This window comes from Pseudomonas sp. UV AK001 (assembly GCF_046097675.1).
GTDB lineage: Bacteria > Pseudomonadota > Gammaproteobacteria > Pseudomonadales > Pseudomonadaceae > Aquipseudomonas > Aquipseudomonas kribbensis.
Genome location: NZ_JBJUVZ010000002.1, coordinates 233858 through 246768 on the forward strand (window position 1 = coordinate 233858; position 12911 = coordinate 246768).

Below are 12911 nucleotides of genomic sequence, written 5' to 3' on the forward strand. Positions count from 1 at the left end.
CGTGAGCGAAACAGCCTTGCCTAAAGATGACGTTCAACCTGTGATCGATGCACCGGTTGATGCACCGCCACCGGCCGCTGAACCGCGCCGAGGCAACGGATTGGCCATTGTCGCGCTGCTGCTCGGCGCCGCCGGTGTTGCGGTGGGTGGCTGGGGCGTCTGGCAGGTGCGACACCTGCAAGCCAGCACGCAGGAGCAATTGAGTCAGGTGCAGGCGTTGAATGATCAGGCCCAGACCCTGAAACTCAACGAGCAGCGTCTGACCGAGCGTCTGGGACAGTTGCCCGGTGCCGACGAGCTCGCCGAGCGCCAGCGTCTGGTCACACAACTGCAGGGCGATCAGCAGCGCCTCAATCAGCGTCTGGAAACCGTTCTCGGAGCAAGCCGCAAGGACTGGCGTCTGGCCGAGGCCGAGCATCTGCTGCGACTGGCCAGCCTGCGTCTTTCTGCCTTGCAGGACATCAGCAGCGCTCAGGCTCTGGTGCAGGGTGCCGACGATATTCTGAAGGAGCAAAACGATCCGGGTTCGTTTGCCGCGCGTGAGCAAGTGGCGAAAACCCTGGTGGCGTTGCGCAGTACCGAGCAGCCCGATCGTACCGGTCTGTTCCTGAAGCTGGGCGCCCTGCGCGATCAGGTCATCGGACTCACCGAACTGGCGCCCGAATACAAGGATCGCGGCGATTCGCTGCTGGGCCTGACCTCCGATGGTGATGGTGCCAGTCGCTGGTCGCAGTGGTGGGATCAGATCTCGCGCTACATCCGCATCGATTTCAATGCCGATAAAAACGTACGGCCACTGCTCGCAGGGCAGAGTCTGAGTCAGGTACGCCTGGCCCTGAGTCTCTCTCTGGAACAGGCGCAATGGGCGGCGCTCAACGGTCAGGCAGCTGTCTACACCCAGGCACTGACTGAGGCGCGGGACGTGCTCAAGGGCAATTTCAACCCGGACAACCCGCAGAGCAAAATCATGCTCGAACAAGTGGCGGAGCTGAGCAAGCAACCGGTCACGGTTGTCACACCGGACCTGGCGGGCACCCTCAGCGCCGTACAGGCCTATCTTGAGCGTCGTAACGTCAACGCTGAAGACTCGGTGAAGCCCTTTGCCAAACCTGCCGCCACCGCGCAGGAGGCCACGCCATGAAGCGCCTGTACGTCATCGTGTTTCTGGTGATTGCTGCAGCGGCGGCTCTCGGTCTGGCAATCGCCGAGCATTCCGGTTACGTATTGGTGGCCTATAAAAGCTTCCGCTATGAGTCGAGCCTGTGGGCGACCCTGGCGCTGGTGGCGGTGCTGTGGCTGCTGATCTGGGGCATCAAGGCGCTGGTTGAACTGGTGCTGACCTCGGGTGGCGTGGTCAATCCATGGTCGCGTCGCAACCGCAGTCGTCGTGTGCAAGTGGCGATCGAGCACGGTCAACTGGATCTGGCTGAAGGTCGCTGGGCCAGTGCCCAGCGCCATCTCTATCGGGCTGCCGAGGCCGAGCGCCAGCCATTGCTGTATTACCTCGGTGCCGCCCGTGCCGCCAACGAGCAAGGCAATTACGAGGAAAGTGACCGTCTGCTGGAGCGTGCGCTCGAACGTCAGCCTCAGGCTGAACTGGCGATCGCCTTGAGCCACGCACAACTGCAAACCGACCGTGGCGACACGGAAGGTGCGCTGGTGACCTTGCAGGCCATGCGCGAACGTCATCCGCACAACGTCCAGACCCTGCGTCAGTTGCAGCGTCTGCATCAGCAGCGCGGTGACTGGTCGGCGGTAATCCGCATGTTGCCCGAGCTGCGCAAGGACAAAGTCCTGCCGCCTGCCGAACTGGCCGAGCTGGAACGTCGCGCCTGGGGAGAGAATCTGTCGCTGGCGGCACATCGCGAAGAAGATGGCGCAGTCGGTCTGCAATCACTCAACCGCGCCTGGCAGCAACTGACTTCGTCGCAACGCCAGGAGTCGCCGCTGGTACTGGCCTACGCCGAACAACTGCGTCAACTCGGTGCTCAGGTCGAGGCGGAAGAGGTGTTGCGCGGCGCCCTCAAACGCAAGTACGACAGCCACCTGGCGCGCCTCTATGGCCTGGTGCGCGGCAGTGATCCGGCGCGTCAACTGCAGGTGGCCGAGGGCTGGCTCAAGGATCATCCCGCCGACCCGAGCCTGCTGCTGACGCTCGGCCGCCTGTGCCTGCAAGCCAGCCTGTGGGGCAAGGCGAGGGACTATCTGGAAAGCAGCCTGCGCACACAGCGCAACCCGGAAGCCTGTGCGGAGCTGGCTCGACTGCTGGCCCGGCTCGGTGATACCGAGCGCAGCAATCAGCTGTTCCAGGAAGGTCTGGGGTTGTTGGACGAGCGTCTGCTGGCCGCGCCTTTACCGGTGCAGGCTCACGCCTGAATGGATGAGGGGGCGCGCTCCCTCGCCCATGTTCTCGACTGAATAGTTACCGCTGTTTCACTTCTGAGGCAGAGTCCTACAGAGGCCTACATCTTTTCCTCTCGCGTCTGTCGGGATTTCCCTACACCTCTGGTGAAGTGTCGCCAGTGACCTGCCTTGAAAGGCCGAGGCCCTTTCCTCTACCGTAACTGCCTGTCTAAATTGTTACGGATAACCCATGTCGTTGACCTGCTCACGCTCCCTGTTTTTTATGGCTTTCACGGCGGGCACACTGGCGCTGGGAGCTTCCTATTACCTCGAGTACGTGGTGGGTCTCGTGCCGTGCAGTCTGTGCCTGGTGCAACGGCTTTTCCTGAGTATTCTTACCGCTTGCTGTGGCGTGGCGGCTGTGCATGGGCCCGGTCGTTTCGGTCTGTCGCTCTACTGGTCTGGCGCGTTGTCAGCCGCTCTGGGTGGAACGATGGCGGCCTGGCGGCAGGTGCTGCTGCAGAGTGACTCGATGCATCATCTGACGCAGTGCGCACCCAACCCGGAAGAGCTTTTCAGTTCTCTGCCCTGGCTCTGCGCCCTGGCGCGGATGTTCAACGACAGCGAGGATTGCGCGCAATTGTCCTGGACATTGTTTGACCTGAGCGTTCCGGAGTGGAGCCTGCTGTTCTTCGTCGCGCTGTCGATCCTGGCGGTTTACCAGTTGCTGCGACTGGCCTGGAGCGCTCTGCAGCGACCGCTCAGCGGCGAAGCGTCGCACCGGGGGCTGGTCAGGGATTAAACACTTGTATGAACTTTCTCTCCTGCGTACCTTGAAGCCACAGGCGTGCGGGCATAATCTGGCCCGCACGTGTCATTGGATTTGTGTTGCTCGATGACGCTCTGCCTGAACGCCTCTCAAAGCAACAGCCACAAGAAGGGGCGCGGGTGTAGGGCAGCATGACCCACAAGGGAAGAGAGATCGCCATGCTCGAAAGTTGTCAGAATGCTCAGGAACGTTGGGGTGGAGTTCATCTGCTGATCGACCGCTGGCTCCAGGAGCGTGAGGAACTGATCGCCGCCTACGACAAGCTGGGCGCAGAACCTCAGGCACTGTCCGAAGATCGAAAGCCCTTGCAGGAATTCTGCGGCGTACTGGTCGATTACGTGTCGGCCGGGCATTTCGAAATCTACGAACAGCTGACGGGCGAGGCCAAGGCCTTCAACGACAAGCGCGGCCTGGAACTGGCCGAGACGATCTACCCGCGCATCGATGTCATCACGGAAAAACTGCTGGCTTTCAACGATCTTTGCGATGAAGGCAAATGCGTTGCCGAAAAATTCAAGGAGCTGGGTGGGCTGCTCCACGAGCGCTTCGAACTGGAAGACTGCCTGATCGAAGTGCTGCATACCGCCCACAAGGAAGAGGATCCGGTTCAGGCCTGAACCGGTCCTGCAAGACACAAGAACGGTGCGCCAACAGCGCACCGTTTTTTATTGGGCGATCAGCTGGTAGCGCCACGCAATTCGACTTCGAACACCAACGGTGTGAACGGCGCGATCAAGTCGCCGGCACCGTCGGCGCCGTAAGCCTGATCCGATGGAATCACCAGGCGCCACTTCGCACCCACCGGCATGTTTTGCAAAGCGGTGCGCCAGCCTGCGATCACGCTGTCGAGATTGAACCACTGCGGCTGAGTGTTCTGGTCGAACACGGTGCCATCCGGCAGCCGACCGATATACAGCACCTGCACCTTTCCATCGGGGCCGGCCTTCGCACCATTGCCCGGCGTCAGCTCGGTAAGCAGGATGCCGTCGGACAACTCTTTCACCCCAGGCTTGGCTTTTTCAGCAGTGAGAAAGCGTCGCTCGTTTTCCATCGCCGCTTCAGTCGAAGGCATGGCCGCATGCTCGGCTGTCTGCGATTCGTGATCGGCCAGAATCTGTTCGATGCGCGCTTCGCTCAGTGCCAGCGGCTTGCCCTGATAGGCCTGTTGCAAACCTTCGATCAAGGCCTGGATCTGCAGTTGCGGAACCTCCTGGCGCAGCCGTTCACCAAGGCTTGCGCCGAGACTGTAGGCCAGATCGTGGGCATCGTTCGCGGTGTTTTTTTCGTCGGCCTGGACCGCCGAAAAGATCATGCAGAGGGATAAAAAAAGGTAGCGCGACATGGGCACTCTCCGTCCTGAATTGCGGTGGATTATGCCAGCGCGAAGCTCTGCAACGGTGAACTGCTTTGAGCAATGTGCAGAAGTTTTTCGTAAGCCTGCAACCGAGTGCATTCGATACTGTCAACATGCCCTAGCGGCGGTAGCAGCAGAGGTCTAGTATGAGCCGCACTCACGTCAGCCAGGAGGTAAACCATGTCGGCCACCAAGAAGCCTGTAAACACTCCGTTGCACTTACTCCAACAGCTCTCGGGCAGCCTGCTCGAACATCTGGAAAACGCTTGCTCCCAAGCCTTGGCTGATGCTGAAAAACTGCTCGCCAAACTGGAAAAGCAACGCGGCAAGGCACAAGAAAAACTGCACAAATCCCGCACCAAATTGCAGGACGCAGCCACAGCCGGTAAAGCCAAGGCGCAGACCAAGGCCAAGGCTGCCGTGAAGGAACTCGAAGACCTGCTCGATGCGCTGAAGGATCGTCAGTCCGACACCCGCAGCTACATTCTGCAACTCAAGCGCGATGCCCAGGAAAGCCTGAAACTGGCCCAGGGTGTCGGTCGTGTACAGGAAGCCGTCGGCAAGGCGCTGTCCCTGCGTTCGGCCAAACCGGCAGCGGCGCCTGCGAAAAAAGCGGCCGCCAAACCTGCTGCAAAAGCACCGGCCAAAGCGCCAGTGAAAGCCGCCGCAAAACCTGCAGCGAAGAAACCCGCAGCCGCAAGCGCTGCGAAACCTGCGGCTAAAACCACCGCTGCAAAACCTGCTGCCGCCAAGCCGGCTGCAGCAAAACCCGCCGCTGCCAAACCTGCTGCGCGAACCGCTGCTGCAAAAGCGGCTCCGGCAAAAACCGCAGCTGCCAAACCGGCCGCTAAACCAGCCGCCAGAACCGCCGCCAAACCGGCAGCAAAACCAGTGGCCAGAACGGCTGCTGCCAAGCCTGCGGCCAAAACCGCTGCCAAACCGGTTGCAGCCAAACCCGCTGCCAAAGCTGCAGCGAAACCGGCGGCCAAGCCTGCGGTAAAAGCAGCGGCCAAACCTGCTGCTGCCAAGCCTGCTGCGAAACCAGCCGCCAAACCGGCTGCCGCTGCCAAGCCTGCAACTGCCGCCGCCAAGCCAGCGACCGCCGCTAAACCGGCCGCCAAGCCAGCCGCAAAACCTGCTGCAAAACCAGCAGTGAAAAAACCAGCCGCTGCCAAGCCAGCTGCAGCCAAACCGGCCACCGCTCCTGCTGCCAAACCTGCCGCTCCGGCAACCCCGGCTGCAACCACAGCACCTGCATCGGCCGCCACTACCTCGACCACCGCAACCACGCCATCCTCGGCGCCGGTGTCGAGCGTCGCCAGCAACCCGTCCAGCGCTTCCTAAGCGCCGGTCGCCGCGACGCGCAGCACTTGCAGCGCGTCGCGGTTCAGGTTGGCTGCAGGGCCGACCAGCACCTCCAGCCAGTCACTCGATTCCTTCGAGTTACGCTTCCATCCCTGCGCAACACCTTCAAGTCGTGATAGCAGCGCACGCTCCGCCTCCAGCTCCAACCCTTTGATCTGCTCGCGCATACCCTTGAGCACAGGATCGGTGTCGGCCAGGTTTTTCCACTGCATGCGCATCGCGCGTAGCGGTTGAACCACCTCTTTGTCCCAGGGAGTGGTCAGCTCTTGAAGCTGTTTCGCACGCCCCTCATCGCAGGTCGCATCGCGCTGTTCCAGCCACAAACCACACAGCATCAGGCACACATTGGCCCCCGCCGATTGCAGGCGCAGGCAGGCATCCTCCACGCCGGGACGGGCGTAGACGGCAAGGGCAAAGCTCCACAGGTCAGAGGACATCGTGCTACTCGCGCCAGTTGCGGACGAAGCTGGTAGACTCCGCCGCCATTATGATCCGACTTCAGAACCTGACTTTACAGCGTGGCCCGCAACGTCTGCTAGAAGACGCCGAGCTGACCCTGCACGCCGGCCACAAAGCCGGCCTCATCGGTGCCAACGGCGCCGGCAAATCCAGTCTGTTCGCCTTGCTCCGTGGTGAGTTGCACCCGGATTCGGGCGACTGCCTGCTGCCGGCCGACTGGCGTATCGCCCACATGCGCCAGGAGGTCGACACCCTCGAGCGTCTGGCGGTCGACTACGTGCTCGATGGCGACCTGCGCCTGCGCGAGGTCCAGCGTGACCTCGCAGCGGCCGAAGAGGCCCACGATGGCGCTGCTCTGGCGCGCCTGCACGCCGAACTCGACAGCGCCGACGGCTACACCGCCGATGCGCGGGCGCGCAAGTTGCTGGCCGGTCTCGGTTTCACCAACGAGCAGATGGATCGTCAGGTAGGAGATTTCTCCGGTGGCTGGCGGATGCGTCTGAACCTTGCGCAGGCTTTGATGTGCCCATCGGACCTGCTGCTGCTCGACGAACCGACCAACCACCTTGACCTCGACGCCATCATCTGGCTCGAAGAATGGCTGAAAAGTTACCCCGGCACCTTGCTGCTGATCTCCCACGACCGGGATTTCCTCGATGAAGTCGTCGATCACGTGGCCCACGTCGATCAGCGCAAGCTGGTGCTCTACCGTGGCGGCTACACCGCGTTCGAACGCGCCCGCGCCGAGCGTCTGGCCCAGCAGCAACAAGCCTACGAGAAGCAGCAGGCGCAGCGTGCGCACATGGAAAGCTACATCGCCCGGTTCAAGGCCCAGGCCACCAAGGCCCGTCAGGCCCAGAGCCGGATCAAGGCCCTTGAGCGGATGGAAGAGCTGTCGGCGGCTCACGTCGATTCGCCGTTCGACTTCGTGTTCCGCGAGTCCACCAAGATCTCCAGCCCGCTGATCGACCTGTCCGATGCGCGTCTGGGGTACGGCGAGAAAACCGTACTGGAGAAGGTCAAGCTGCAACTGACCCCCGGTGCGCGGATCGGCTTGCTCGGCCCCAACGGCGCCGGTAAATCGACCCTGATCAAGAACCTCGCCGGCGAGCTGTCGCCGCTGGCCGGGCGCCTGACTCGCGGCGAGAACACGGTGGTCGGCTACTTCGCCCAGCATCAGCTCGATTCGTTGGATGCCAAGGCCAGCCCGTTGCTGCACCTGCAACGTCTGGCGCCGACCGAGCGTGAGCAGACCCTGCGCGACTTCCTCGGTGGTTTCGACTTCCGTGGCGCGCGGATCGACGAGCCGGTGCTGAATTTCTCCGGTGGCGAAAAGGCCCGTCTGGCCCTGGCGTTGATCGCCTGGGAGCGGCCGAACCTGTTGCTGCTCGACGAACCGACCAACCACCTGGACCTGGAAATGCGCCTGGCGCTGACCATGGCGCTGCAGGAGTTCAGTGGCGCGGTACTGGTGGTTTCCCACGATCGGCACCTGCTCAAGAGCACCACCGACAACTTCTTCCTGGTCGCCGACGGCAAGGTCGAAGAGTTCGATGGCGACCTCGAAGACTACGCGCGCTGGCTGGTGGAGTACCGTCAGCGCAACGCCCCGGTCAGCAACACGCCGGTCAACCCGGACAAGACCGACAAGAAGGCCCAGCGCCAGGCCGCCGCTGCATTGCGTCAGCAACTGGCGCCGCACAAGCGCGAAGCTGACAAGCTCGAAGCCGAACTCGGGAAACTGCACGAGAAACTGGCCAAGGTCGATGCCAGCCTCGGCGACAGCGACCTCTACGAGCCGGCGCGCAAGAACGAATTGCGCGACCTGTTGGCCGAACAGGCCAAACTGAAAGTCCGCGAAGGCGAACTTGAAGAGGCGTGGATGCAGGCACTGGAAACCCTGGAAAGCATGCAGTCGGAGCTGGAGGCGCTGTCCTGATGGAGGCGTTCAAGCTGCCGCTGCCGGCGGTGTGGATCGAGCCGATCTGGCTGGGCGTGCAGATTCTGCTGATCCTGCTGGCGGGGTACTTCGCTCAACGTGTTGTCGCGCGGTTCCTGACGCGACTGGGCGAGAAGTATCCGTTCCCGCCGCAGTTGCTGATGCCGCTGCGCGGTGGCCTGCGCTGGCTGATCATGGGCAGTGCGCTGATCTTCGTGCTGGAGCGTCTTGGTGTTTCTGCCACCGTGCTGTGGACGGCGTTGTCCGGTTTCGTCGCCGTTGCGGCCGTGGCGTTCTTCGCCATGTGGAGCGTGTTGTCGAACCTGCTTTGCGCGATTCTGATCTTCACCGTCGGCCCGTTTCGTCTGGGCGATGTGGTGGAGCTGGTGGACACTACCGACAAGCCCGGCGTCAAAGGCCGGGTGGTGGCGATCAATCTGCTCTACACCACACTGATCGAAGCCGAAGAACTCGGCACCGGCAGCGCCATGGTGCAGGTGCCCAACAGCCTGTTCTTCCAGCGCTCGGTAAGACGCTGGCGCGGGTCGGATGTGTTTCCTTCCAGCGGTTTCGAAAAGTGATCGGGCGCCGGCCACGTTGGTCGGCGGCCGCAACATCCTGAAAAAAATCGGTAGTCATCCCGCCCGAATCCCATTAGCTTGGACGTTTGTCACGAGTCTGAGTCGAGGTGTGCGATGGAGCTTCAAACATGGCTGGCGTTTTTTGCCGCGTGTTGGGTAATCAGCCTTTCTCCGGGCGCCGGCGCGATTGCGTCGATGTCCAGCGGTCTGCAATACGGTTTCTGGCGCGGTTACTGGAACGCCCTGGGCCTGCAACTGGGCCTGGCCCTGCAGATTGCCATCGTCGGCGCCGGTGTCGGCGCAATCCTCACGGCTTCGGCCACCGCGTTCCATGCGATCAAATGGTTCGGTGTCGCCTATCTGGTTTACCTGGCGATCAAGCAGTGGCGCGCACTGCCGATGGACATGAGCGATGACGCGGCCGTACGCCCGATCGGCCGGCCGATGGCACTGGTGTTCCGTGGCTTCCTGGTGAACATCAGCAACCCCAAGGCCCTGGTGTTCATGCTGGCGGTGCTGCCGCAGTTCATCAATCCGCATGCACCGCTGCTGATTCAGTACGTGGTGATCGGCGTGACCATGATCTGCGTCGACCTGATCGTCATGGCCGGCTACACCGGGCTGGCGTCGAAGGTGCTGCGTCTGCTGCGCACACCGACCCAGCAAAAACGCATGAACCGCACCTTTGCCGGGCTGTTCATCGGTGCAGCGGCGTTCATGGCGACGTTGCGCAAAGCCGCCGCGTAAAGCGGGCAGGCATAAAAAAGGCGACCTTTCGAGGTCGCCTTTTTCGTTTGCGGCAGCCGGTCAGTGAAGAATCACCGGCGCCGTATCACGCGGCAGATTGTTGCGTTGTTGCGGTTCACGCGGCTGCTCGTAACCGCCACCGCCGAGCTGCATGCTCAGTTGTCCGGCCACGTCTTCGCCCAGCGCCTTCGAGACATCACGCACCACCCGTGGGCGGTTGAGCGAGATCTTGATGTCGCGGTGGTTCACCAGTTTGGTGTCCTGTGCTTCGCCCATGGCCGTGAAGGCCGAGGTGATTTCGTAGGTCTTGGTGTTGATCAGGCTGAAGTCCGCCACCAGCGTCAGGCCCAGTACGGCTGAATAGCTGTCGGTGTTGGCCAGCTCGTTCATGTCCTGGGTGAAGTCGATGTCGGAAACCGTACCGAACAGCACGTAGTCGGCGCCCTTGAAGTTGCCGGCCTTGATCCGCTTGATCACATCGTAGATGTCACCCTTGGACGAGGCGGTGTAAGGCGTGCCCTGAATCAACTGGAACATGCCGGTGCGCAGGATTTCACCCTTGATGTCGCCGGTGAATTTGCGCAGTTCGGCCTGCTCGATGTAACTGGTGTTGGCTTCGAATTCGTTGTAGCTCGAAGAACCGCTGGAGCTGTAGTAACCCTCGCGGTAATTGTTCTTCGACGAAACGATGTGGATGTATTGCTCCACGCGTTCCTGGTACGCCAGATCCGTTACCGCGACTTTCGGGGCCGCTTGCGCGCTGAACGCGCAAGCCAGGGCCATCATGCCAATCCATGCGCGCATCGATTAACGCTCCGTGGTTTTGCGGATCTCTTTCTCGTCCATCCACTCGGCCAGACCGCTTTCAACGTCGATCAGTTGCAGGCTGAATTTGTAGAAGACGTCCTTGTAGTCGCTGCTGCGCTTGACGATCGAGCTGATCGAACCTTCAAGACGGTATTTGGCGGCGATCATGTTGCCGGTCTTGGCCACGGTGCTCTTCTTGTACAGACCGCTCTGGTTTTGCAGCTTGAGCTGGTCGACCTGGCTCTGCATCGCGGTGTTGTCGCTGGCGAAGCGGGCGGTGCCGGATTTCATCAGCTGGGTCTTGATGCTGGTGGTGATTTCGCGGGTGTCGATGTATTCGCTGGTCTTGTTCTTCACGTCGTAGACCTGAACCACCGGGCGGCCCTGCAGAATGCCGGACTGGGCCAGGGAGCGGGTCATCGATTCGGCGATCATCTGCAGGTCGGTCGAGCCGAACTCGTTGGTCACGGTTTCAACGGCCTTGGTGTCGCCGTAGCTGATGTTCTTGCTGCCCAGGGTCGGCGAAGTGTTGGCGCAACCGGAGGCCAGCAGGGCGAGGACAGCGATGAAGGAAAAGCGTCCAAACATGGGAATGCTCTCTGAATCGGGAATAGGGTGTCGGGCTTAAGGCGTCTTCAATTCAAGACGGAAGTCCACGGCTTTCGGCGTCGGGGCGATGCCCTGGATGAAGCTGGTCTGGGCGCCGTACATCATCTGGCTCTTCCAGACTTCTTCTTCGGCAATCGGGAAGCCTTCCGCGCCGAGCCAGGCGAAGCGGTAATAGAACGTCTTGTTGCTGTTGAGGGTGTTGGTCAACTGCACATTGACGGTCATGAAGCCGTTCTCGCGGGCGACGCGCATGGCGCCGACCGCAATGTGTTTCTGCGGGCCCATGGCCACGACCTTGCTCGCGGCGCTGCCCGGCTCCGGTGGTGGCGGGGTGGCGCAGCCGCTGGCCAGCACGGCGAGGGCGGCGACAGCGAAGAGTTTGAAACGCATGCAAAGACTCCGTTCTTAAGGTTGTTTGAGGCTGGCTACGGCGGTGGTGCCGGCGCTCGGGGTCACGTGGGCGGCAAGGCCGGCGGCGAACACCTGATTGCCGACGGCGCGCAGGGTGATGACCTGATAACGCTGATCGACGGTGACCTTGATCTGCGTGCCACCTACGGCGCTCGGCAAAGTAACCTGGTGCTCACCCTTTTTCAGGCGCAGACGTACCACTTGAGTGGTGTCCGGCAGGGTACGCCATGTACGGGTATCGGCACCTTCGAGTACCGCTGAAGAGATACCCACGGCCAGACCCGCCAGCGGGTTGGTTTCGTTGATCTTCTTCTGCGCCACGCCTTTGGTGATTGCCCGCACCATGGTGCGCACGATGATGCCCGGCATGTCATCGCGCAGGGCGCGGCGGGACATGGCGGTGGTGCTGTTGAGAGCGGTCAGGTTCAGTTGCTGGCCGTCGACGCCGATCTGCGCGAACGTCGCGGTCGAGGTGTCAGGCTTGATGATCGGGAACGACAGCGGGGTGATCACCACGTTGTTGGAGATCGGCAGCGGCAGCGGTACGCGGATCGAGTCGCGGGCCGGTGCCAGACCGCTTTGCACCACGATCAGGACGTCGCTGTCATCGCTCTTGACCGGTTTGTCGAGGTTGACCAGCGCCTGCTCCAGCAGCGGCGTGTTCGGACGCAGCTCGGCCGCCTTGCGGTAACCCGGCGCGGCCAGGTCTTTTTCATCCAGGGCTTCGTAGACGAAACCGGCCAGATAGTGGCTGAACGCACTCTGGTAGCTGTTCTTCAGGCCGACCACTTCCGGGGCGTCGAGGCTGGCGACCGGGTAGCCCTGCAGGTCTTTGTACTGGGTCTTGATGCCTTCTTTCTCGGCTTCCTCTTCGCTCTTGAGGTATTCCTTGTCACGCAGGTCGGCGATCACGGCTTCACGTTCGTGGGTCTTCTTGATCGCGGTGCGGGCGCCGTCGAAATCGTTGACCGCCAGCAGGTTCAGGGCCATCTGCGTGGTCAGCATGACTTTTTCGTAGTCGTAGCCTTCGTAGCGACGGACCTTGTCATTGACCAGGAAACTGCCGAACTGGGCCAGGTACTTGTCGGTGTCGAGCTTGACCGAATCTTCCCACTTACCGACCACCTGGTCGGCGCTGGTCCAGGCGTTCTGGCTGCCGGACAGGTCGCCCTTGGCGCGCAGCAGTTCACCTTTCTCGAAGTAATAGAGCAGGTCCTTGTCCGGGCCGGTGTTGTTCTTTTCCAGCAGGGTCAGGGCGGCGTCGACGTTGCCGGTGGCCAGTTGCTGGTTGGTCTGGGCCAGTTCGGAATCGTAGTTGCGAAACGCCGAACAGCCGGACAGCAGAGTGACTGCGCCAAGCGCGATCAGAGTGGGAGCGCGGAATGCCATGGGGTACTTCTTCCATGAGTAGCGACAGCCTCGGGTGCGGGTCGGGCTGCTGGGACCGATCGGCAGTGGCGCTGGCCT

The 12911-nt window shown here is 61.7% G+C and carries 14 protein-coding genes; 8 read left to right on the forward strand and 6 right to left on the reverse strand.

Annotated elements, in window-relative coordinates; translation table 11 throughout:
* The first annotated feature begins 1 nt into the window (after window position 1).
* The 4 genes from ACKLNA_RS09070 (at window position 2) to rsd (ending at window position 3789) form a co-directional block, all read left to right on the forward strand.
* A complete protein-coding gene (locus ACKLNA_RS09070) occupies window positions 2-1141 on the forward strand; it encodes a uroporphyrinogen-III C-methyltransferase (protein ID WP_408985669.1) in 1140 nt (379 codons plus the stop codon).
* The gene (locus ACKLNA_RS09075; RefSeq protein ID WP_408985670.1) at window positions 1138-2376 is read left to right on the forward strand and encodes a heme biosynthesis protein HemY; all 1239 of its coding nucleotides are present in this window, start codon (window positions 1138-1140) and stop codon (window positions 2374-2376) included. The genes ACKLNA_RS09070 and ACKLNA_RS09075 overlap by 4 nt, the downstream gene beginning before the upstream one ends.
* A gap of 217 nt (window positions 2377-2593) precedes the next feature.
* Window positions 2594-3145 (forward strand): disulfide bond formation protein B, encoded by a 552-nt coding sequence (locus ACKLNA_RS09080; protein ID WP_408985671.1) that lies wholly within the window; start codon window positions 2594-2596, stop codon window positions 3143-3145.
* Between the two features lie 185 nt (window positions 3146-3330).
* Entirely contained in the window at window positions 3331-3789 is a 459-nt protein-coding gene (gene rsd / locus ACKLNA_RS09085) for a sigma D regulator (protein ID WP_085708939.1), read from the forward strand.
* 59 nt (window positions 3790-3848) lie between these two features.
* Here rsd and ACKLNA_RS09090 read toward each other — a convergent pair whose 3' ends face one another.
* Entirely contained in the window at window positions 3849-4514 is a 666-nt protein-coding gene (locus tag ACKLNA_RS09090; protein WP_119426766.1) for an FKBP-type peptidyl-prolyl cis-trans isomerase, read from the reverse strand.
* A gap of 192 nt (window positions 4515-4706) precedes the next feature.
* On the opposite strand from ACKLNA_RS09090, the gene ACKLNA_RS09095 reads away from it, so the two are divergent.
* The gene (locus ACKLNA_RS09095) at window positions 4707-5870 is read left to right on the forward strand and encodes an AlgP family protein (protein ID WP_408985672.1); all 1164 of its coding nucleotides are present in this window, start codon (window positions 4707-4709) and stop codon (window positions 5868-5870) included.
* Here the strand turns inward: ACKLNA_RS09095 and ACKLNA_RS09100 are convergent.
* Window positions 5867-6328, reverse strand: a complete 462-nt coding sequence (locus ACKLNA_RS09100) for a TIGR02444 family protein (protein ID WP_408985673.1) — start codon at window positions 6326-6328, stop codon at window positions 5867-5869. The two genes, ACKLNA_RS09095 and ACKLNA_RS09100, sit on opposite strands and share 4 nt — an antisense overlap.
* Before the next feature lie 50 nt (window positions 6329-6378).
* Here ACKLNA_RS09100 and ACKLNA_RS09105 point away from each other — a divergent pair, with 50 nt between their 5' ends.
* From ACKLNA_RS09105 to ACKLNA_RS09115, 3 genes are all read left to right on the forward strand, one after another.
* Window positions 6379-8289 (forward strand): ATP-binding cassette domain-containing protein, encoded by a 1911-nt coding sequence (locus ACKLNA_RS09105; RefSeq protein ID WP_408985674.1) that lies wholly within the window; start codon window positions 6379-6381, stop codon window positions 8287-8289.
* A complete protein-coding gene (locus ACKLNA_RS09110) occupies window positions 8289-8870 on the forward strand; it encodes a mechanosensitive ion channel family protein (RefSeq protein ID WP_085708945.1) in 582 nt (193 codons plus the stop codon). Before ACKLNA_RS09105 ends, ACKLNA_RS09110 begins: the two co-directional genes overlap by 1 nt.
* Window positions 8871-8984: 114 nt before the next feature.
* Complete coding sequence (locus ACKLNA_RS09115) at window positions 8985-9617, forward strand: LysE family transporter (RefSeq protein WP_085708946.1); 633 nt, start codon at window positions 8985-8987, stop codon at window positions 9615-9617.
* Window positions 9618-9677: 60 nt separating this feature from the next.
* On the opposite strand, the gene ACKLNA_RS09120 is transcribed toward ACKLNA_RS09115, so the two are convergent.
* From ACKLNA_RS09120 to ACKLNA_RS09135, 4 genes are read right to left on the reverse strand one after another with little or no spacing between them, the layout of a single operon-like run.
* The gene (locus ACKLNA_RS09120) at window positions 9678-10421 is read right to left on the reverse strand and encodes a penicillin-binding protein activator LpoB (protein WP_408985675.1); all 744 of its coding nucleotides are present in this window, start codon (window positions 10419-10421) and stop codon (window positions 9678-9680) included.
* A gap of 3 nt (window positions 10422-10424) precedes the next feature.
* Window positions 10425-11012, reverse strand: coding sequence for a penicillin-binding protein activator LpoB (gene lpoB, locus ACKLNA_RS09125; protein WP_408985676.1), 588 nt, complete (start codon window positions 11010-11012; stop codon window positions 10425-10427).
* A gap of 36 nt (window positions 11013-11048) precedes the next feature.
* Window positions 11049-11423 (reverse strand): YcfL family protein, encoded by a 375-nt coding sequence (locus ACKLNA_RS09130; protein ID WP_085708948.1) that lies wholly within the window; start codon window positions 11421-11423, stop codon window positions 11049-11051.
* 15 nt (window positions 11424-11438) lie between these two features.
* Window positions 11439-12833, reverse strand: coding sequence for a COG3014 family protein (locus tag ACKLNA_RS09135; RefSeq protein ID WP_408985677.1), 1395 nt, complete (start codon window positions 12831-12833; stop codon window positions 11439-11441).
* Window positions 12834-12911 lie beyond the last annotated feature (78 nt).

Coding starts and splice junctions, on each gene's coding strand:
- ACKLNA_RS09075 (WP_408985670.1), top strand. CDS start 1,138: ATGAAGCGCCTGTACGTCATCGTGTTTCTGGTGATTGCTGCAGCGGCG.
- ACKLNA_RS09080 (WP_408985671.1), top strand. CDS start 2,594: ATGTCGTTGACCTGCTCACGCTCCCTGTTTTTTATGGCTTTCACGGCG.
- rsd (WP_085708939.1), top strand. CDS start 3,331: ATGCTCGAAAGTTGTCAGAATGCTCAGGAACGTTGGGGTGGAGTTCAT.
- ACKLNA_RS09090 (WP_119426766.1), bottom strand. CDS start 4,514: ATGTCGCGCTACCTTTTTTTATCCCTCTGCATGATCTTTTCGGCGGTC.
- ACKLNA_RS09095 (WP_408985672.1), top strand. CDS start 4,707: ATGTCGGCCACCAAGAAGCCTGTAAACACTCCGTTGCACTTACTCCAA.
- ACKLNA_RS09100 (WP_408985673.1), bottom strand. CDS start 6,328: ATGTCCTCTGACCTGTGGAGCTTTGCCCTTGCCGTCTACGCCCGTCCC.
- ACKLNA_RS09105 (WP_408985674.1), top strand. CDS start 6,379: ATGATCCGACTTCAGAACCTGACTTTACAGCGTGGCCCGCAACGTCTG.
- ACKLNA_RS09110 (WP_085708945.1), top strand. CDS start 8,289: ATGGAGGCGTTCAAGCTGCCGCTGCCGGCGGTGTGGATCGAGCCGATC.
- ACKLNA_RS09115 (WP_085708946.1), top strand. CDS start 8,985: ATGGAGCTTCAAACATGGCTGGCGTTTTTTGCCGCGTGTTGGGTAATC.
- ACKLNA_RS09120 (WP_408985675.1), bottom strand. CDS start 10,421: ATGCGCGCATGGATTGGCATGATGGCCCTGGCTTGCGCGTTCAGCGCG.
- lpoB (WP_408985676.1), bottom strand. CDS start 11,012: ATGTTTGGACGCTTTTCCTTCATCGCTGTCCTCGCCCTGCTGGCCTCC.
- ACKLNA_RS09130 (WP_085708948.1), bottom strand. CDS start 11,423: ATGCGTTTCAAACTCTTCGCTGTCGCCGCCCTCGCCGTGCTGGCCAGC.
- ACKLNA_RS09135 (WP_408985677.1), bottom strand. CDS start 12,833: ATGGCATTCCGCGCTCCCACTCTGATCGCGCTTGGCGCAGTCACTCTG.